This window comes from Bacillus sp. 1NLA3E (genome assembly GCF_000242895.2).
In the GTDB taxonomy this organism is placed as follows: Bacteria; Bacillota; Bacilli; order Bacillales; family Cytobacillaceae; genus Bacillus_BU.
The window spans coordinates 3,510,899-3,529,500 of record NC_021171.1 but is presented as its reverse complement, the minus strand read 5'-3'; the positions used below and the strand labels follow the sequence as shown (position 1 = coordinate 3,529,500).

Sequence of the window (18,602 nt, the reverse complement as noted above, 5' to 3'; positions counted from 1 at the left end):
TATAGGGAAAAGACCTAAACTAGTGGGGGTGAAACAATGTCCGGTATTTTGACAGCACTTGGCTACTTAGTTAAGGAAATCGTATTTCTAGTTTCTTATGTAAAAAATAACGCCTTTCCACAGCCCTTGTCAGCAGCGGAGGAACGAAAATATTTGCAGCTAATGGCAAAAGGAGATACACATGCAAGGAATATGCTGATTGAACATAATCTGCGGCTTGTTGCCCATATAGTAAAAAAATTCGAAAATACAGGTGAAGACGCCGAGGACCTCATCTCAATTGGGACAATTGGATTAATCAAAGCGATAGAGAGCTATTCTGAGGGGAAAGGTACAAAACTTGCTACGTATGCTGCCCGTTGTATAGAAAATGAAATCTTGATGCATTTAAGAGCTTTAAAGAAGACGAAAAAAGATGTTTCATTACATGATCCAATTGGACAGGATAAAGAAGGCAACGAAATATCCTTGATTGATGTACTTAAATCAGAGTCAGAAGATGTAATCGATACCATTCAATTAAACATGGAACTTGAAAAAGTTAAAGAATACATTGATGTATTAGATGATCGTGAAAAAGAAGTGATCGTAGGAAGGTTTGGACTTGATCTACAAAAAGAAAAGACACAGCGTGAAATTGCCAAAGAATTAGGAATCTCAAGAAGCTATGTATCTAGAATCGAAAAACGCGCACTAATGAAAATGTTTCATGAATTTTATCGTGCTGAAAAAGAAAAGCGCAAAAATGGAAATGGATGATGGGAATTCGCCATCGTCCATTTTTTTGCCTTAATATTTTTTCTGTTCTTTACTTTTAGCCCAACCATTGAGTGGTATGATTAACAAATGAACAGTTTGGGTATTTTTATAGACATACAAACAAAAAACAGCACCGTATAAGCGCTGTTGTCTTGTTTTCAGACTTTTTTAAGTTTAAATGAACTGACCATTAAAAATGATAGTAAAATGATTAAAAAGAAAAACGTCTGTGGCGGGGAATATGGTATTACAAGGAAACTAAGCGTTACCAGACACCCGGCAGCTGTGATAGGTAAGCCCGTAAAATAGCCATTACATTCAGTAATATTGAATCTGGCAAGGCGAAACGCCCCGCATCCAATATAGAAAACGGTAAAGAATATTCCAGGTGCCCCAAATTCATGCAAAATTCCTTGATATAATAATAGTGCTGGGGCTACTCCAAATGATATAATATCACTCATGGAATCGAGCTGCTTTCCAAGTTCAGATTCAATATTAAATCTCCTAGCGACCATTCCGTCAAAACGATCAGCCAACGCTGCAATAAAAATAAGCAGTAAACTAAGGTTTAGGTTTCCTTTTAGCCCAACAATAATTGCATAACCACCAAGGCCTAAATTTGTTAGGGTTAATACATTTGCTGTTTGACATTTAAGCTTTTTAATGGTTTGATCAACAACTTCTAAAAAAAACAATTCTCCTCACTCCTTAATAGCACGGAAGGGGTATAACTTAATTTATATAATAATATTTTATTTTAAGCTTTTTATGCATGTGCGTAAAGAGTAATTCACATATTTTGGAGGTATATATATTGGTGCAAGGTTTATATCGGCTCATGATTGAATTAACAAATGGGAAGTTTACTTCTAAAGTCTTAAAAAAATTTGCTACCTCAAAGGTTAGTCATTTTATTATTCCTTCTTTTGTTAAAGCCTATAAGATTAATTTACTGGAAATGGAAAAATCATTAGATGAGTATCCAACACTTCATGATCTATTTGTCCGTAGACTTAAGGTTGGAGCAAGGCCAAATGATCAACACCCATTGTCAATTGTTAGTCCGGTAGATGGAGTGCTTGAAGATATTGGGGAAATTAAGAAAACGAATGAGATAACAGTTAAAGGGAAAAATTATTCTATTGCTGAAATGCTTGGAAATGAGCAGGTTTTAGCTAAATATATAAATGGTCTATACATGATTCTTTATTTAAGTCCGAGTCATTATCATCGCATTCATAGTCCAGTTACTGGTGAAATTATCGGGCAATGGACACTCGGTAGGAAATCCTTTCCGGTGAACAAATGGGGCTTGAAATATGGTCATCAGACTCTTTCAAAAAATTACCGTCGGATTACGGAAATAAAACATGAGAGTGGTCATGTAGCAGTCGTGAAAGTAGGGGCAATGTTCGTAAATTCTATTGAAATGGTACATGAGGGCGGCAACATCGGAAAAGGTGAAGAATTAGCTTATTTTACGTTTGGCTCAACTGTTGTATTGCTTTTTGAAAAAGATACATTTGATGCGCTATCATCGATTAAAACACCTAAGGATATTTCAGTAGGTCAAAAACTAGGAGAAATCCGGGCAAAACAACAAAAAAAATAAGCCAAACCGGCTTATTCACTTTAAGAGGATACCTTGATTTTAAGAAATAAAGCTCGTCGTTGCAGTTCCTTTTCAATTAAGCGAATAAAATCGGGGTTAAGTTTAAGTTCTCTGGCCTTATAGTAAGCTTCAATTAGAAGATCATCAGTGAGTTTTTTCATGCCAGCTTGTCACCTCCATTAAAAGTTTTTATTCTATTTAACAAAATTAAGAATATAATGGTATGATCATTTGATGTAACATAACTCTATCAAAATATAGGGGTTGGAACAACCGTTCCCTTATCCACAACAAGCAGTGGATAACCTGTGATTAATTTGTTTATAAACACCGTATTCATAAAAAAACTAAGGTGTATAATGTGAATAAAGTTATCCACAGAAGTGGGTGAAGCGGGAAGTTGTCGAAAACTTTTCTAACTCCGGTGCTAATTTGTTGACATTTCGATAAGATTCTACATATTTCTTTTAAGCTTTAGTCACGACTAGTTTTACTTTGTTGAAAAATAAGCGATAATCATTTATACATATTAGCTTTATTTTGAAAGAGTCGTTCTTTTTCGGTATGATGGAATCGGTATTATGAGAATATGAGGTGTAAATAATTGTTAAAGAAGTTCTTACCAGACCAACATGTAAAAAGTGTGTTTGATATTTCTCCTGTAGCTTTGAAAGAAAAAGGAGTAAAGGGGATCATCACCGACTTAGACAATACCTTAGTCGAATGGGATCGTGAGTATGCTACCCCAAAACTGATTGAATGGTTTGAAGATATGAGAAAACACGATATCCTTGTGACCATTGTTTCTAATAATAATGAAGGACGAGTAAAATCCTTCTCCGACCCACTAGGAATTCCGTTTATTTTTAGGGCAAGAAAACCATTGGGGTTTGCATTTAGGAAAGCATTATCTCAAATGGGTCTGAACAAAGATCAAACCGTTGTCATTGGGGATCAATTATTGACGGATGTCTTTGGAGGAAATAGCAGCGGATTTCATACTATTTTAGTCGTACCTGTCGCAAGAACAGATGGATTTTTCACAAAGTTAAATCGTCAAATTGAAAGAAGACTTTTAAATTGGTTTAGAAAAAAAGGAATGATCCAATGGGAGGATTAATGTGTGAGTGAACAATATGTTTGTATAGGCTGTGGTGTGAAAATTCAGACGGAACAACCTGATGAACTTGGTTTTGCACCAAAATCTGCTTTAGAAAAAGAAACAATCATTTGTCAGCGTTGTTTTCGTTTGAAAAATTATAATGAGGTCCAAGATGTTCATTTGACGGATGATGATTTTTTAAAAATATTAAATGAAATCGGTACTAAAGATGCGCTCATCGTTAAAATTGTTGATATCTTTGATTTTAATGGGAGCTGGTTACCTGGATTACACCGATTTGTCGGGAACAACAAAATATTATTAATTGGAAATAAAGTAGACTTATTGCCGAAATCGGTAAAACCAGCAAAATTAATTCATTGGATGAAACATGAAGCTAAAGAGCAAGGTTTAAAACCAGAGGATGTCTTTCTTGTGAGTGCAGCAAGGGGTCAGTTTATTCAGGAAGCTGTTGCAGCAATTGAAAAACATCGTGATGGAAAAGACGTTTATGTGGTTGGGTGTACAAATGTAGGTAAGTCCACGTTTATAAACAGGGTCATTAAAGAGTTCTCCGGTGGTGAAGATGTCATTACTACCTCTCATTTTCCAGGGACAACTCTTGACATCATTGAAATCCCATTATCTGATGGAAAAGCATTGATTGACACCCCAGGGATCATTAATCACCACCAAATGGCTCATTTTATAGACAAGCGGGATTTGAAATTTATCACTCCAAAAAAGGAAATTAAACCAAAGATTTATCAGGTTAATGAAGGACAAACACTGTTTTTTGGTGGATTAGCTCGGTTTGATTATCTTAGTGGTGGCCGAAGATCCTTCGTTTGTTATATATCAAATGAACTTGGAATTCATCGAACAAAAATAGAAAAGGCCGATGAACTCTATCAAAATCATGTTGGGGAAATGTTAACACCGCCAAGAAAAGAGGGTTTAGACGAATTCCCTGAACTTGTTCGTCATGAATTCATGATAAAAGAAGGAAAAACCGACGTTGTTTTTTCAGGTCTTGGCTGGGTTACAATCAATGACCCAGGCGCAAAAGTTGCTGCCTATGTTCCAAAGGGAGTCCAAGTGATGATTCGAAAATCACTTATTTAGAGACGAGAAAAGAAGTGCTAAGGGGAGAGGAAAGTGAAAAAATTATTTGGAGTAATCGGTGACCCAATTGCCCATTCGATGTCACCAATTATGCAGAATGACCTTTTTCAAAATTATTCAATGGATGCCCATTATTTCCCGTTTCATGTAAAAAAAGAGGAATTGGTAGATGCTATTAAAGGATTGAAGTCTTTAGGGGTCAGTGGTTTTAATATTACGGTTCCGCATAAGGTGGCCATCATCCCTTTATTGGATCAAATTGATCCATTGGCTAGTGCAATTGGGGCGGTTAACACGGTTGTTAATATAGATGGAAAACTGACAGGATTTAATACCGACGGAAATGGCTATGTGAGAGGATTAACAGAGCAAATCACTAATCTCCAAGATAAATCGGTGCTTATGATTGGAGCGGGAGGAGCAGCACGTGCGCTTTACTTTTCATTAGCTAAAGCAGGGGTAAAAAGACTTGATATATGTAATCGTACGAAAGTTAAAGCGTACACGCTTATAGAAGAGTGCCCTTATCACGTTGATTCCACTGCATATGAAATGAAAGAAGCCGAGGAACGACTAGGTGAGTATGATGTAATCATTCAGACAACCTCGATTGGGATGTCCCCACATACTGAGGATATACCATTGAGCCTAGAACACCTTAAAGCTGGAACTTTTGTAAGTGATATTATTTATAACCCGCTTGAAACGGCGCTTTTAAGAGAAGCTAAGCAAAAAGGTGCCATTATCCAAAATGGATTAGATATGTTCGTTTTTCAAGGAGCACTTGCCTTTGAAATTTGGACAGGAATCTTTCCTGATACGGATCGAATGAAGAATATTGTAGAAATGCAACTAGGAGGAAAAAAATGCTAACTGGAAAACAAAAAAGTTTTTTACGTTCAAAAGCTCATCATCTTGATCCAATTTTTCAAGTTGGAAAAGGTGGAGTAAATGATAATATGATTGAACAGATTACAAATGCCTTGGAAGCAAGAGAATTGATGAAAATTAGTGTCTTGCAAAACTGTGAAGAAGACCGGGATGTTGTCGCACAAAAACTAGTTACTGGAAGTCGTTCCGAGCTTGTTCAAGTAATTGGGAAAACGATTGTCCTGTATAAGGAATCGAAAGAAAATAAGAAAATTGAATTGCCAAGATAGCAAGGAGGGCTGGTTTTGAAAAAAATCGGCATACTCGGAGGCACGTTTGATCCTCCACATAATGGTCATCTGCTCATTGCTAATGAAGTTTTAAATGAATTAAGATTAGATGAGATTTGGTTTATGCCTAACCAGGAGCCACCGCATAAGCTAAAATCAGACGGAGCCAGTACGCTTGACCGCTTGAACATGCTTGAATTAGCAATAGATGGACACCCTAATTTTTATATAGAAAAGATAGAGCTCGAACGCTCTGGGCGATCCTATACGATTGATACAATGAAACTCGTCAAGGAGAAATATCCAAGGTTTGAGTTTTATTTTATCATTGGTGCGGATATGGTTGAGTATTTGCCAAAATGGAGCAAGATTGATGAACTTATCAGGATGGTCCAATTTGTTGGTGTAAACCGGCCAGACTATCTTGAAGAAACTATCTATCCCATTATTAATGTAAAGGTGCCGGAGATGGGGGTATCATCGAAATTAGTCCGAAATCGAATTAAAGAAAAAAAACCAATTCGCTATTTGGTACCAGACCTAGTTCGAACTTATATTGAGGAGAATATGCTATATGAATCGTGAAACTGCTTTGAAAATAGTGAAGCCCCAGTTAACGGATCATCGCTACCAGCACACCCTTGGAGTGATGGAAACAGCTATTGTCCTTGCCGACAGATATGGCGCAGATCAAAAAAAAGCGGAGTTAGCGGCAATTTTCCATGACTATGCAAAGTTTCGGTCCAAGGAAGAAATGAAACAAACGATTATTGATCAAGGGATGAATCCCCTACTTCTTCAATTTAATAGTGAACTATGGCATGCCCCAGTGGGTGCCTATCTTGTTGAAAAGGAAGCGGGGATAACAGATGTAGAAATATTGGATGCGATTCGATATCATACCGCTGGAAGACCGGAAATGACCACCCTTGAAAAAATTATTTATTTAGCAGATTATATTGAGCCTGGAAGGCACTTTCCAGGTGTGGAAGAAGTAAGAGATATGGCGAAGGGCAATTTAACAGTTGCGCTAATTCAAGCGATGAAAAATACAATTGTTTTTTTACTTAAGAAAAATCAACCTGTTTTTCCTGATACGTTTGTAACCTATAATTATCTCATAAATAGTGAGGAGAAATAATTTTATGACAGAAAAGAACTTATTGAAAACCGTTGTCAAAGCGGCGGATGATAAAAGGGCAGAAGATATAATCGTCCTAAATATGCAAGGAATCTCAATGATTGCAGATTATTTTGTTATTTGCCACGGGAATTCTGATAAACAGGTTCAGGCCATTGCCCGTGAAATAAAAGAAAAAGTTGAGGAATTACAGCAACCAGTTAAACGAATTGAAGGTTTTGAAGAGGCTAGATGGATTTTGGTTGATCTAGGCGATGTGGTTGTCCATATATTCCATAAGGATGAGCGAAATTATTATAAACTCGAACGTCTTTGGGGCGATGCCAAGATTGAAAATGTATTAAGTGAGTTAAATCAATGACCTATAATAGGTTCGCCTATCTTTATGATGAATTAATGAAAGATACACCCTACGATGCATGGGTTGAAAAGGTTGTTAGTCAAGCTAAGAAGTACCAAGTTCAAGCGCATTCCATCTTAGATGTGGCATGTGGGACTGGTGAATTGTCTGTTTGGCTAGCTGAAGCGGGTTTTGCTGTAACGGGAGTTGACCTCTCTGATGACATGTTAGCTGTTGCCCATGCAAAGGCAGCAGATAGAGGCTTGTCGATTCACTTTTTTCAGCAAAACATGACGGAAATGGAAGGTTTCGGCCAATTTGATGTCATCACTATTTTTTGCGATTCATTAAATTATTTACAAACAGAGGAAGAGGTTATCAAAACTTTTCAGCGTGTATTTGAACATTTACAACCAGAGGGATTGTTTATGTTTGATGTTCATTCTCTGTTTAAAATGAATGAGATATTTAAAGGTGGAAACTTCTCCCTGAATGATGAAAAGATCTCTTATATTTGGCAATGCTTTGAAGGCGAATGGCCTAATAGTGTCGAGCATGATTTAAGTTTTTTTGTGTTGGATGACACTACAGGTCAATATGATCGATTTGATGAACTGCACTTGCAACGGACTTACTCCATCGATCAATATGAACAGTGGTTAAACGAAGCTGGATTTCAATTGCTAGATGTATCAGCGGATTTTAGCGATAATGAACCTCATAAGCATTCCGAAAGAATTTTTTTTACAGCAAAAAAACAATAAAGAAAAAGCCATCATTTTAACGATGGCTCAGGCTGTCGAGAAACTCTCGACAGCCTTTATTTCGCCTAAAAACTTTAATGATTAACCGCGGTCATTCGCTATAATATTATTAATAATTATTAATAAATAGGCTGTTCAATAGGTCTGTTGATTTCCGTTCCAGACGCTTCGCGCACCTTAGGGGCGGGCGGTGAGCCTCCTCGGCGCTAAACGCCTGCGGGGTCTCACCTGTCCCGCTGCTCCCGCAGGAGTCTTCGCGCCTTCCACTCCAATCAACATGGCGGTTCCAATTCAGACCTTCCACTCAACCAATAAATAATAAAAATAAGTGGTGAAATCAATGTTTAAGCCAAAAGGATGAATTAGTTCTGATCAGTTCCACACCACTCTAGGATTAGTTAAAATTGTCAACACTGTAATAAGGATACAAATATTTTCCAAGATCTTTTTGATAAGATTGTTCTTCTAGCGATAACTCATATGATGGTTGGCGTGTGTTTTAATTACAGTTTCTACACACATAAAGGCAAACGCAGATAAACACAAGGTTACAAAAAAGAAGTGGATACTCGGGAATATTTTGAGTACTGCCCACTACTATCCCAATGTACACGGTCAAAAAACAAATTTAAAGTTGTAACATGACATGTATGGGAGCAACACAAGGAAAAGGTATCTAAATCAGGAAAAATACTTTATAAATTTAGGAAGGAAATAATTGAGCGAAGCTTCGCAGACTTAAAAAGTGACGAATGGGCTTCGCTACTTCCGGTTAGGGGAATGAAGAATGTAAGTGAACAGTCTCTCCTTATGGCAGCCTGCCAAAGTATTAAAAAATTGCAACACACTTGGCTAGACTACAAAAGGTGTGTTGCAGTTCTTTAGGGGATTTGCCCCTAGGTTGATTGGAGCGAAGCACCCGGAGCGGAAATCAACCGGCCATTTAGCAGATTAAAAAGATAAACCAAAAAAATTGCCGAGAAAAATACCTTTTCTCGACAATCTTAGCCATCATTTTAACGATGGCTTTTCTTTATTTGATATTTCTAAAAAAACTTAATAATTTCGCAGGATTTTTTAAAAAAATAAAGAATGTTATAAATGGAATTGTTTCCTGACTTTCTCCAAGTCTTCTTTATATTTTTGTTGTGTCGCTAAAAATACATGTTCAAAAACATCTCCTAGTTCTTCTTCTAATATTTTTATTCCTTCGCCGGTAATTCCGCCTTTCACACATACTTTTTCTTGTAACGTGGGTAATGTATAGTATTGATTTTTTAACAATTCTCCAAGTCCAATTAACATTTCACTTGCTAAAGTAATCGCCGTTTCCTTGTCAATTTCTGTTTTCTTTACCGCAGCAGATATAAATCGTTGTGTTAAATAACTAAAAAAGGCAGGACCACAGCTTACCATGTCTGAAGCTACCCGGGTTACTTTCTCTTCGATTTCAACAGGGACGGAGATTCTTGATAATAATTGCACCAGTTTCTGTTTCCATTCCTCGCGACAATTCTCGCCAAATGTCATTAACGAGACGCCTGCTTTTGCTCGATTTGTAATGCTTGGAATGGCCCTTGCTACTGAGCAAGGAACAATCGATTCCAACTGGTGTACACTAACAGGACTTGTAATAGAAACAAGACACTTTTCTCGTGTTAAATAAGGTCGAATATCTTGAACGACACCTAAGACATCTAGAGGTTTCACACAAATGAAAATTAAGTCGGACCGCTTTGCCACATGTGCCGGTTCGTCAACCACTGTAATAGCTGGATATATATTTTTAAGCTCAAGGGCTTTTTTCTTTGATCGATTTACAATTGTCATGTCAGAAGGAGAAACAGCCTTTTCATCAAGCATAGCCTCTGTTATTATCCTTCCCATGTTACCTACCCCTATGATTCCAGTTTTCATCGCTCTATCCTCCTTTAAAAGCAGGTTTCTCATATAACCATATGAAAGTATATGCAGGAATATAACTATTGAAAGGAATGGTACGAATTGAAAGAATGGATTAAGGAGTATAAAATTTTCGTTTCAGTAATATTACTCGTGGTATTTTTATCCGTTTATTACTTTTTTTCACCTGCCCCCCCCCCAACCCTCCCCTCTAATGAAAATATTCCAACAGAAACTTCTGAGATAAAAAATGAACAAACGGAAGCGACTAAAAAGGTCACGCAGAAAATAATGGTTGATTTATAGGGAGCTATTAAAAATCCAGGTGTTTACGAGGCCAGAGAGGGGGAGAGAGTAGTAGAAATAATTAAAAGAGCGGGTGGTTTATCGGACAATGCTGATGAATCAAAAGTGAATTTAGCGATGCATGTTGAAGATGAAATGGTCCTGTATATTCCAATGGTCGGTGAGTTAGTTCAAGAGACACAAGGCTTCGTCCAATCATCAAATGGGGGACTGAGTGCAGGTTCCCTTGGGTCAGAATCTAATAAAATCAATATCAATTCTGCAGATGAAGCAGAGCTTGAAACCTTGCCAGGCATTGGTCCTTCAAAATCGGCAGCAATCATTGAATACCGTACAACGACGGGTCCATTCAAATCAATCGAGGATATCCAGTCCATAAGTGGTATAGGTGAAAAAACTTTTGAAAAATTGAAAGATAAGATTGCCATTGATTAAATTCTCTTGCAGAATAGGGTAGTACTAGCTTTATATAAGAAACTGCATGCACACCCTTATTGGCATGATAAGCGGAGAAATATCTGGAAATTGAGGGAGGAAAAATCATTGGAACGCATTTCTTGGAATGAGTATTTTTTAGCGCAAAGTCACCTGTTAGCACTTAGAAGCACCTGTACCCGATTGACAGTTGGGGCGACGATTGTCAGAGATAAACGGATTATCGCTGGAGGTTATAACGGTTCTATCGCCGGTGGGGATCACTGTATCGATAAGGGGTGTTATGTAATTGATAATCATTGTGTCAGAACCATTCATGCTGAAATGAATGCGCTCCTACAATGTGCGAAATTCGGAGTACCTACCTCAGGCTCAGATATTTATGTGACACATTTTCCGTGTCTACAATGCTGTAAAGCCATTATTCAAGCTGGGATTAAAACAGTATATTATGCTGAAGATTATAAAAATCATCCATATGCACTAGAGTTATTTTCGACGGCAAATGTCCATGTTGAACAAGTTAATAGTAGTCATTCTATTAATTGGAATAACCAAGAAAAAACTGATTTTGTTACATTATTATTATCGGAACTTGAGAAAAATGGTGTCAAAAAAGAAACTTTATCACAATTGACTGAAACAGCAAATGCACTGTTTCGGGAATAAAAAACCGCCGGTTGATGTTCCGGCGGCTTTTTAAACATGCGCTGCTGAAACTTTTGGTTAGCCAATATTAATTAAGGAGCAAGTACTATGAAGGGGAAGGGCATCTATTATTCTATTTGTGCGCTACTTGGGATATTTTGTGCTTTAATTGACTTTTTGCCATTTTTATTTATTTTTTTAATGTATGCGTATGTCCTGTATCGGTGTAAGTCTTTTTCGGTAAAACAAATGGTTTGCCTCATTATGGTATTTCTTATATTTATCATAATCGGAGTCACCGCTAACACTAAGAATAAAACCGTCTTGACCGGAAGCGAGAAGCTATTGTCGGTTCAATTGCAACAATGGGAAATTGACGGTGATCAATTAAAAATCGCGGTGAAGGATGAAAAAACAGATGAGAAGCTATTACTACAATACAGAATAAAATCTTTTCAAGAAAAAAGAAAAATTGAAAGTCAACTCACCTATGGTTCTACATGTACTATAAACGGCCAGCTTGAAACCCCATCATCCTCACGAAACCCCAATGCTTTCAGCTATCAACAATATTTGGCGAACAAACAAATTTATTGGATATTAACCCCTGATGAACTCTCAATTCGCTCATGTTCCCACAAAAAAGCTACTTTATTATCTTTCACAGAAAAAGTTCGCCACCAAGGAATCGACTACGCTAAGGGAAACTTTCCCGAGCCAATGGCCTCGCTCGCAATCGCTCTGCTTTTTGGTGAACGAAGTTTTATGTCAACAGAACTAGTTTCCTCCTATCAAAAAATAGGAATTGTGCATTTATTAGCGATTTCAGGACTACAGGTCAGCTTTTTAACGGGTGTTCTATTTTTAGTCGGAATAAGATTAGGTATTGTTAGGGAAAAAATGATTGACATCTTGCTCGTTTTTCTACCTTTCTATGCCTTGTTGACGGGTGCAACTGCCTCTGTTGTCAGGGCAGTTTTAATGATGTTGGTCATATTAATTAGCTTGAAGGTAAGCAACAATAGGATACAACCCTTAGATGCATTAAGTATTGCATTATTATTGTCATTGTTCTTTGGTCCTTTCCTCATTTTTGATGTTGGATTTCAACTAACATTTATCGCAAGTGCTTCGCTCCTTCTATCCACTGTTTTCCTTTCAAATGGTCAGGGACCCATTTCACAATTACTACTTACATCCATGATTGCTCAAATGTCCACTTTGCCCATTATTCTGTTTCATTTTTACGAATTCTCGGTTTTGTCCTTGCTTGCTAATTTTCTATTTGTTTCATTCTTCTCGGTCATTCTTACTCCGTTTATTTTTTTTGTATTTATTCTCCACCCTTTTTTTGGGGTTCTATTTGAACCGTTATTATGGATAACGAATCAAACCATCAGTTTCGCCAACCGCCTCATTGAGTGGCTTTCACTACTACCGTTTCAAATGATTACTCTAGGGCGTCCCGGGGTTTTGCTGCTTTTGATCTATATTGTTAGCATTACAGTAGTATTTTTTCATTGGGAAAGGACACCGAAAAAAGTGGTGAAAGTGACAATTTTATTGGTGCTCCCCATTCTATTGCAAATTATTGTGAACATAATGGACCCATATGGAGAAATCACCTTTATTGATGTTGGACAAGGGGATGCGATTTTCATAAAACTGCCCTATCATCAGGGAAAATACCTTATTGATACAGGGGGAATCGTTCCATTTGGTAAAGAGGAATGGCAGGAAAAGAATCAAAGCTTTGAGGTGGGGAAGGATGTGATCATTCCCTTTATCAAAAGTAAAGGAATTAGTTCGATTGACAAATTAATTTTGACCCATGGAGATTACGATCATATGGGAGGAGCAGAATCGGTAATGGAAGGACTGAATGTTAAGGAAATTTTGTTACCAAAAGTAAAAAATCAATCAGATCTCGAAGGAGAAATAATCAATTTGGCGAAACGAAAAGCCATTACAATCACTTATGTTTCAGAAGGAGCGGGCTGGAAGATTGGAACAAGCCATTTTCAAATATTATCACCGCCTGTAGAAATGGAAGGGGTAGATAAAAATAATGGGTCCGTCGTTATTTATGTTAAGTTAGGAGGATTGTCATGGTTGTTTACCGGTGACATGGAAGAAGAAATGGAAAAGAAACTTATTAAGAAACACCCCTCACTGCAAATTGACATATTAAAAGTAGGGCACCATGGCAGTCAATCATCTACATCAGAAGAGCTACTTAGGCAATATCATCCCGAAGTGGCAGTTATATCGGTAGGAGAAAAAAACCGATATGGACACCCAAAACCAGAGGTGATTTCCCGCTTACAGGAACATTCTGTTCAAATTTTACGGACCGACCAACATGGGGCGATTACATACATTTTTAAAAGAGGAAAAGGAACTTTTTCAGTGTGGATTCCATAGTATAGGGTAAACCGAAATACCCCTCAAACTTCTTGTTGAATTCGGACTTCTGATGTTAATCATTTCCCTAGCGTACATTTTTTGTTGGTAAAACAGCATCCACTGTAGCATAGTTAAAAAATGGCTCTTTTCAAAAAGATTGTCGTTTTTTAATATGTTTTTGGTAAGAAAACCGCTGATACAGAAGTTGATTGGAGCGGAAGGTGCGAGACTCCTGCGGGAGCAGCGGGACAGGTGAGACCCCACAGGCGCTAAGCGCCGAGGATGCTCACCGCCCGCCCCGCGGAAAGCGAGCATCCTGGAGCGGAAATTAACCACACTTCTCTTTAGTAAATAGCAACAAAGTTTACGAAAACAGCCAAAAAAAAGAAGGCTGCAAGGGAAGTGCAGCCTTTTGAAAAATGAAGCTATGTAGCGGAAATCTTAAGATCCGACAACTTTTATGACAGTTGCAATAATAAACATTGTTGCAAAAAATCCGAATGAAACAAAAAAACCTGCACCTGAATCTAAGGCATCATTACGTTTATCAACTTTATTTTCAAATTCGTTCACAGTCTTTTCCCCTCCCCTATTTCACTTTTTAGTATAAGCGAAACAAAAAGAAAAATCCAGAATTCTCTTTCATCTTCCTTTTATGACAAGAGTTGACACAAATAGTTTGAACTAATCCGGCTAAAATAACATTACACACGTGATACCGTCGCGAATTAAGTTCCTAGGTCTTATATTCACGACGTTTAAATATAATGGGAATTGGTGGACTGGGAGTACATCAATTCCCTCCTAAGTACTTGTCAAATCTCCTGCGCTTCTTTACGATAGAAGTATCAATTTAACAAAATCGAACGGAGCGAAGGACATTGGTTTTTGATTTATGGAAACAAATTAAAAAAAAGCAAATCTCTCCATTATATTTATTATTTGGAACGGAGACGTTTTTTATAAATGAAACTAAACAACTGTTAATAAAGCATGCCTTAGATGAGGACGAGTCTGATTTTAATTTTTCTGCTTATGATCTTGAAGAGACCCCAATTGAAGTTGTCCTTGAGGATGCGGAAACGTTACCGTTTATTGGAGATAGACGCCTCATCCTAGTACATAATCCAGTTTTTCTAACAGCTGAAAAAACAAAAGAAAAGGTCGAACATAATCTATCTAAGCTTGAGGCATACCTTAAGCATCCAGCCCCATTTTCGGTGTTAGTATTTATCGCACCATATGAAAAGTTAGATGAACGGAAAAAATTGACGAAGGAACTGAAGAAAACGGCAGTTACGTTTGAGTCAAAAAAATTGTCTCAACCAGAATTAAAGAAGTGGATACAGGAGCGTGCTTCATTGCATCAGGTTCAAATAACCGATGGTGCTGCTGACAGAATGATTGAACTTGTTGGTGCCAACCTATTTATGCTGACGAGTGAAATGGATAAAATGGCTTTATTTGCTAATGAGTCTAGGTTAATTGATGAAGGGATTGTTGAAAGTCTAGCTTCGAAGTCTTTGGAACAAAATATTTTTACTTTAATTGATAAAATCGTGAGTCGCAATGTCCAAGAGGCATTGCGGATTTATTATGATTTGTTAAAACAAAACGAAGAACCTTTAAAAATACTAGCAATCATTGCTGGTCAATTTAGGTTGATTTATCAAGTGAAGGAGCTTGCAAGGCGAGGTTATGGGCAGCAGCAAATGGCGGGTTTCTTAAAAACACATCCATATCGAGTAAAACTTGCCGCAGGGCATGCAAGGCAGTTTTCAGATGAGGAATTAACAAAAATGATTGATTTATTAGCTGATGCAGATTACCAAATGAAAACAGGTGGCATGAATAAAGAGATGTTGATTGAGATGTTCTTACTTCGTTTAAATCATCCGAATTAAAAAAAACGACCCTTAATGGGTCGTTTTTTATGCATAATTTACGCGTTTAAAGAATTTATTTTTTTCGCTAAACGTGATTTTTTTCTAGCAGCAGCATTTTTGTGGATTAGGCCCTTAGAAGCAGCTTTGTCTAGCTTGCTTGCAGCATCAACGAAAGTTTCTGACGCAACAGTGTCATTGTTAGCGATAGCAGCTTCTGTTTTCTTAACCGCTGTACGCATAGAAGATTTCACTTGGATGTTTTGAGCTTTTGCATTTTCATTTGTTTTAACGCGTTTAATTGCAGATTTAATATTCGGCATTCCGTTCACCTCCTAAAAAGCATCGAGATTATATCAACTCGACTTACACATTCATAACAATTATTAAGAACAAGTGATATTTTATCAAACGCAAGGGTATTTTGCAATACTATCCCTACATTTTGCTTAATAGACGAATGTTTTATTAATAGAAAGGTAAAGATAGTTTTGGATGAACATCTAGGAAGGCGACCAAACCGGTGTTGATCGCTAAAAATATGCTATGTTAAAAAATCTTCCAAAATTGACAATGGAGGGAAACCTATGAAGGATTCACTTGATTTGAGTAAATATTCCATTCGGACAGACCTTGCTGTTGAGGCTCGGGAAATGGCTATTGCTGAAAGAGCCAAGACAGTCCAGAACGAAGAAAATCTCTCGCAAATTGAGGGTGTCATCATTAAGGAAAAAGAAGAAGATGGAATGAAAATTTCCATTGTTGAAATTACCAAACAAGCAGAAGAGGCGATTGGCAAAAAACAAGGTCGCTATTTAACGATAGAAGTAGCGGGAATCAGACAGCAGGATAGTGAATTGCAACAAAAAGTTGCAAAGGTCTTCGCACAGGAATTTGCCCATTTTTTAAAAATGCTAGGTATTAGCGAAACTGCCTCTTGTTTAGTGGTTGGTTTAGGAAACTGGAATGTCACACCAGATGCATTAGGACCCTCTGTTTGTGAAAATTTACTGGTAACTCGACATCTATTTCAATTACAACCAGAAAATGTTGAAGAGGGGTTCCGACCTGTCAGTGCATTTGCTCCTGGTGTAATGGGGATAACTGGGATTGAAACGAGCGATATTATTTTGGGAGTGGTCGAAAAAACAAAGCCTGACTTTGTCATTGCCATTGATGCGCTCGCCGCAAGATCAATCGAGCGGGTCAATTCGACGATTCAAATTTCTGATTCGGGCATTCACCCTGGATCAGGTGTTGGTAATAAGCGCAAAGAAATTAGTCAAGCGACATTGGGTATTCCGGTTATTGCTCTAGGTGTTCCAACCGTTGTAGATGCTGTTTCTATCACGAGTGATACCATTGATTATATTTTAAAGCACTTCGGAAGAGAGTTGAAAGAGGGGAATCGGCCTTCTAAGTCTCTGACACCTGCAGGGATGAGCTTTGGCGAGAAAAAAAAGCTAACTGATGAAGATTTGCCTGAAGAACAACAAAGGAAAACCTTTCTTGGCATGATCGGCGTACTGCCTGATGAAGAAAAAAGAAAATTAATTTATGAAGTCCTAGCACCACTTGGACACAACTTAATGGTTACACCAAAGGAAGTAGACGTCTTTATCGAGGACATGGCAAATTTACTAGCGAACGGTTTGAATGCAGCCTTGCATCAAACCGTAAATCAGGACAACACTGGTTATTATACAAGATAAAAAAGCAAGTGGATTACTTGAATTAAAGTAACGCCCAAAGGTTCTATCCTCTCTAGCAAATTCATAGTATTTAATAGAATAGCTAATAGAGGTGGAATCATGAAACATAATAGGGGAACTGGATTAGTCGTAACCGTACAAGCGTCAAGTATTGTAAAAGCGTTCATTGCCTTTTTGCTGTTTTTATTTTTAGTATTCTCTCTTAGTGGCTTGATGACTTCGCTAAAGCCTGAATTTCGATTAACTTCCTCCTCTGTGAATAATGTAGCGACGAATATGACAGGGGAATGGCTCTATCATTTGATGGGTTCTGAGAATCATTATTTTCTTGGCGCTCTCCCTGTTACAAGTCAGTCTCCGAAGTTAACGAATATCCTGTTTAAAATGTCAGCGAATATTAATTTAGATGATCCTAGAAGTTTGTTAGGAAGAGAATTGCCTGGATTTTCATTGTTTGATGGGAAAATTGTTGTTGCTGGTGAAGGTACTAATTATACAAATATGCCAATGGAATCTGCGCCACCAGTTGAGGTGTTAAAAGCGGAGCAGGAGGCTTCACTTCAAAATACTGAGGGCATAGATGGGACAGGCAATAGCGGTGGTAGTTCACCCCCACCTTTAACAACAGGCAATAGAAAAGTGATGTATTTATATTTTACTCATAATCGAGAGTCCTATCTCCCTTACCTAAAAGGAGTAACTGACCCTGATAAAGCCTATCATTCACAGATTAATGTGATGAATATAGGGGATAAAATGAAAGAGCAATTAGAAAGTAGAGGAATTGGAACTGCCGTAGAAAAGGCTGATATTCAAGCAAATTTAAATAGAAAAGGTTTGGACTATACAAAGTCCTATCAGGAGTCAAGACCCGTTGTCCAAGCGGCGATGGCAAGTAATCGAGACTATACTTATTTTATTGATATTCACCGAGATAGTCATCGCAGGGAGATGACGACTAAAGTCATAAATGGACAATCTTATGCAAAGCTTGCCTTTATCATTGGAGGAAACCAAAGTAATTATGAAAAAAATTTAAAGCTGGCCACAGAGTTGCACAACCTCCTTGATAAAAAATATCCAGGTTTAAGTCGAGGTGTAATTGTTAAAAGAGAAGGAAATGGAAAGTACAACCAAGATCTATCACAAAATGCTATCCTGATTGAATTTGGTGGAGTAGATAATACCTTTGAGGAATTGTATCGATCATCTGATGCATTAGCTGATGTCTTCAGTGAATATTACTGGCAGGCGGAAAAAGTAAATCAAAACACAAACCAACCAACTAATCAAAACTAGCTTGT

Annotated in this window: 22 protein-coding genes; 17 read left to right on the top strand and 5 right to left on the bottom strand. The window is 37.5% G+C overall.

The features are described from left to right. Positions 1 to 36: 36 nt before the first annotated feature. Positions 37 to 759: an RNA polymerase sporulation sigma factor SigK gene (sigK, locus tag B1NLA3E_RS16925; RefSeq protein WP_015595058.1), complete on the top strand. Its 723-nt coding sequence runs from the start codon at positions 37 to 39 to the stop codon at positions 757 to 759. A gap of 158 nt (positions 760 to 917) precedes the next feature. Here sigK and pssA read toward each other — a convergent pair whose 3' ends face one another. Continuing rightward, complete coding sequence (gene pssA, locus B1NLA3E_RS16920; RefSeq protein WP_015595057.1) at positions 918 to 1,457, bottom strand: CDP-diacylglycerol--serine O-phosphatidyltransferase; 540 nt, start codon at positions 1,455 to 1,457, stop codon at positions 918 to 920. Positions 1,458 to 1,576: 119 nt separating this feature from the next. Between pssA and B1NLA3E_RS16915 the strand changes: the two genes are divergently transcribed. Further along, the gene (locus B1NLA3E_RS16915) at positions 1,577 to 2,374 is read left to right on the top strand and encodes a phosphatidylserine decarboxylase (protein WP_041580634.1); all 798 of its coding nucleotides are present in this window, start codon (positions 1,577 to 1,579) and stop codon (positions 2,372 to 2,374) included. Between the two features lie 20 nt (positions 2,375 to 2,394). On the opposite strand, the gene B1NLA3E_RS16910 is transcribed toward B1NLA3E_RS16915, so the two are convergent. Further along, complete coding sequence (locus tag B1NLA3E_RS16910; protein ID WP_015595055.1) at positions 2,395 to 2,535, bottom strand: sporulation histidine kinase inhibitor Sda; 141 nt, start codon at positions 2,533 to 2,535, stop codon at positions 2,395 to 2,397. 443 nt (positions 2,536 to 2,978) lie between these two features. Between B1NLA3E_RS16910 and B1NLA3E_RS16905 the strand changes: the two genes are divergently transcribed. The 9 genes from B1NLA3E_RS16905 (at position 2,979) to B1NLA3E_RS26050 (ending at position 8,891) form a co-directional block, all read left to right on the top strand. Next, the gene (locus B1NLA3E_RS16905) at positions 2,979 to 3,494 is read left to right on the top strand and encodes a YqeG family HAD IIIA-type phosphatase (protein ID WP_015595054.1); all 516 of its coding nucleotides are present in this window, start codon (positions 2,979 to 2,981) and stop codon (positions 3,492 to 3,494) included. Between the two features lie 3 nt (positions 3,495 to 3,497). Continuing rightward, on the top strand, positions 3,498 to 4,601 hold the full coding sequence (gene yqeH, locus B1NLA3E_RS16900; RefSeq protein ID WP_015595053.1) for a ribosome biogenesis GTPase YqeH: 1,104 nt from the start codon (positions 3,498 to 3,500) through the stop codon (positions 4,599 to 4,601). 33 nt (positions 4,602 to 4,634) lie between these two features. Then, positions 4,635 to 5,474 carry a shikimate dehydrogenase gene (gene aroE, locus B1NLA3E_RS16895; RefSeq protein ID WP_015595052.1) on the top strand — a complete coding sequence of 280 codons (840 nt, stop codon included), beginning with the start codon at positions 4,635 to 4,637 and terminating at the stop codon, positions 5,472 to 5,474. Further along, a complete protein-coding gene (gene yhbY, locus B1NLA3E_RS16890; protein WP_015595051.1) occupies positions 5,468 to 5,761 on the top strand; it encodes a ribosome assembly RNA-binding protein YhbY in 294 nt (97 codons plus the stop codon). The genes aroE and yhbY overlap by 7 nt, the downstream gene beginning before the upstream one ends. A 15-nt stretch (positions 5,762 to 5,776) precedes the next feature. Further along, positions 5,777 to 6,346, top strand: coding sequence for a nicotinate-nucleotide adenylyltransferase (locus B1NLA3E_RS16885; protein WP_015595050.1), 570 nt, complete (start codon positions 5,777 to 5,779; stop codon positions 6,344 to 6,346). Beyond that, the gene (gene yqeK, locus B1NLA3E_RS16880; RefSeq protein ID WP_015595049.1) at positions 6,336 to 6,902 is read left to right on the top strand and encodes a bis(5'-nucleosyl)-tetraphosphatase (symmetrical) YqeK; all 567 of its coding nucleotides are present in this window, start codon (positions 6,336 to 6,338) and stop codon (positions 6,900 to 6,902) included. The genes B1NLA3E_RS16885 and yqeK overlap by 11 nt, the downstream gene beginning before the upstream one ends. Before the next feature lie 4 nt (positions 6,903 to 6,906). Continuing rightward, the gene (gene rsfS / locus B1NLA3E_RS16875; protein WP_015595048.1) at positions 6,907 to 7,263 is read left to right on the top strand and encodes a ribosome silencing factor; all 357 of its coding nucleotides are present in this window, start codon (positions 6,907 to 6,909) and stop codon (positions 7,261 to 7,263) included. Beyond that, positions 7,260 to 8,006 carry a class I SAM-dependent DNA methyltransferase gene (locus tag B1NLA3E_RS16870; RefSeq protein ID WP_015595047.1) on the top strand — a complete coding sequence of 249 codons (747 nt, stop codon included), beginning with the start codon at positions 7,260 to 7,262 and terminating at the stop codon, positions 8,004 to 8,006. Before rsfS ends, B1NLA3E_RS16870 begins: the two co-directional genes overlap by 4 nt. Before the next feature lie 690 nt (positions 8,007 to 8,696). Then, positions 8,697 to 8,891 carry a transposase gene (locus B1NLA3E_RS26050; protein ID WP_144061603.1) on the top strand — a complete coding sequence of 65 codons (195 nt, stop codon included), beginning with the start codon at positions 8,697 to 8,699 and terminating at the stop codon, positions 8,889 to 8,891. A gap of 210 nt (positions 8,892 to 9,101) precedes the next feature. On the opposite strand, the gene comER is transcribed toward B1NLA3E_RS26050, so the two are convergent. Further along, a complete protein-coding gene (comER, locus tag B1NLA3E_RS16865) occupies positions 9,102 to 9,923 on the bottom strand; it encodes a late competence protein ComER (protein ID WP_015595046.1) in 822 nt (273 codons plus the stop codon). A 297-nt stretch (positions 9,924 to 10,220) separates the two neighbouring features. Between comER and B1NLA3E_RS25705 the strand changes: the two genes are divergently transcribed. The 3 genes from B1NLA3E_RS25705 to B1NLA3E_RS16850 all read left to right on the top strand — a co-directional run bounded on the left by B1NLA3E_RS25705 (position 10,221) and on the right by B1NLA3E_RS16850 (position 13,721). Then, the gene (locus B1NLA3E_RS25705) at positions 10,221 to 10,649 is read left to right on the top strand and encodes a helix-hairpin-helix domain-containing protein (RefSeq protein ID WP_083935126.1); all 429 of its coding nucleotides are present in this window, start codon (positions 10,221 to 10,223) and stop codon (positions 10,647 to 10,649) included. A 108-nt stretch (positions 10,650 to 10,757) separates the two neighbouring features. Beyond that, positions 10,758 to 11,318: a ComE operon protein 2 gene (locus B1NLA3E_RS16855; RefSeq protein WP_015595044.1), complete on the top strand. Its 561-nt coding sequence runs from the start codon at positions 10,758 to 10,760 to the stop codon at positions 11,316 to 11,318. 87 nt (positions 11,319 to 11,405) lie between these two features. Next, the gene (locus tag B1NLA3E_RS16850; RefSeq protein ID WP_015595043.1) at positions 11,406 to 13,721 is read left to right on the top strand and encodes a DNA internalization-related competence protein ComEC/Rec2; all 2,316 of its coding nucleotides are present in this window, start codon (positions 11,406 to 11,408) and stop codon (positions 13,719 to 13,721) included. Between the two features lie 423 nt (positions 13,722 to 14,144). On the opposite strand, the gene B1NLA3E_RS24245 is transcribed toward B1NLA3E_RS16850, so the two are convergent. Then, positions 14,145 to 14,276: a YqzM family protein gene (locus B1NLA3E_RS24245; RefSeq protein ID WP_015595042.1), complete on the bottom strand. Its 132-nt coding sequence runs from the start codon at positions 14,274 to 14,276 to the stop codon at positions 14,145 to 14,147. Between the two features lie 308 nt (positions 14,277 to 14,584). On the opposite strand from B1NLA3E_RS24245, the gene holA reads away from it, so the two are divergent. After that, entirely contained in the window at positions 14,585 to 15,607 is a 1,023-nt protein-coding gene (gene holA / locus B1NLA3E_RS16840; RefSeq protein ID WP_015595041.1) for a DNA polymerase III subunit delta, read from the top strand. A gap of 38 nt (positions 15,608 to 15,645) precedes the next feature. Here holA and rpsT read toward each other — a convergent pair whose 3' ends face one another. Next, entirely contained in the window at positions 15,646 to 15,909 is a 264-nt protein-coding gene (gene rpsT / locus B1NLA3E_RS16835) for a 30S ribosomal protein S20 (protein WP_015595040.1), read from the bottom strand. A 264-nt stretch (positions 15,910 to 16,173) separates the two neighbouring features. Between rpsT and gpr the strand changes: the two genes are divergently transcribed. Together gpr and B1NLA3E_RS16825 are read left to right on the top strand one after the other, a co-directional pair. Beyond that, on the top strand, positions 16,174 to 17,298 hold the full coding sequence (gpr, locus tag B1NLA3E_RS16830) for a GPR endopeptidase (RefSeq protein WP_015595039.1): 1,125 nt from the start codon (positions 16,174 to 16,176) through the stop codon (positions 17,296 to 17,298). Positions 17,299 to 17,397: 99 nt separating this feature from the next. Then, positions 17,398 to 18,597, top strand: a complete 1,200-nt coding sequence (locus tag B1NLA3E_RS16825; protein ID WP_015595038.1) for a stage II sporulation protein P — start codon at positions 17,398 to 17,400, stop codon at positions 18,595 to 18,597. Positions 18,598 to 18,602: the final 5 nt, after the last annotated feature.

Bases quoted from the DNA above. Each gene is read 5' to 3' on its own strand.
- yqeK (WP_015595049.1), top strand. From the start codon at position 6,336: ATGAATCGTGAAACTGCTTTGAAAATAGTGAAGCCCCAGTTAACGGAT.
- rpsT (WP_015595040.1), bottom strand. From the start codon at position 15,909: ATGCCGAATATTAAATCTGCAATTAAACGCGTTAAAACAAATGAAAAT.
- B1NLA3E_RS16825 (WP_015595038.1), top strand. From the start codon at position 17,398: ATGAAACATAATAGGGGAACTGGATTAGTCGTAACCGTACAAGCGTCA.
- sigK (WP_015595058.1), top strand. From the start codon at position 37: ATGTCCGGTATTTTGACAGCACTTGGCTACTTAGTTAAGGAAATCGTA.
- yhbY (WP_015595051.1), top strand. From the start codon at position 5,468: ATGCTAACTGGAAAACAAAAAAGTTTTTTACGTTCAAAAGCTCATCAT.
- B1NLA3E_RS16870 (WP_015595047.1), top strand. From the start codon at position 7,260: ATGACCTATAATAGGTTCGCCTATCTTTATGATGAATTAATGAAAGAT.
- rsfS (WP_015595048.1), top strand. From the start codon at position 6,907: ATGACAGAAAAGAACTTATTGAAAACCGTTGTCAAAGCGGCGGATGAT.
- gpr (WP_015595039.1), top strand. From the start codon at position 16,174: ATGAAGGATTCACTTGATTTGAGTAAATATTCCATTCGGACAGACCTT.
- comER (WP_015595046.1), bottom strand. From the start codon at position 9,923: ATGAAAACTGGAATCATAGGGGTAGGTAACATGGGAAGGATAATAACA.
- B1NLA3E_RS16850 (WP_015595043.1), top strand. From the start codon at position 11,406: ATGAAGGGGAAGGGCATCTATTATTCTATTTGTGCGCTACTTGGGATA.
- B1NLA3E_RS16910 (WP_015595055.1), bottom strand. From the start codon at position 2,535: ATGAAAAAACTCACTGATGATCTTCTAATTGAAGCTTACTATAAGGCC.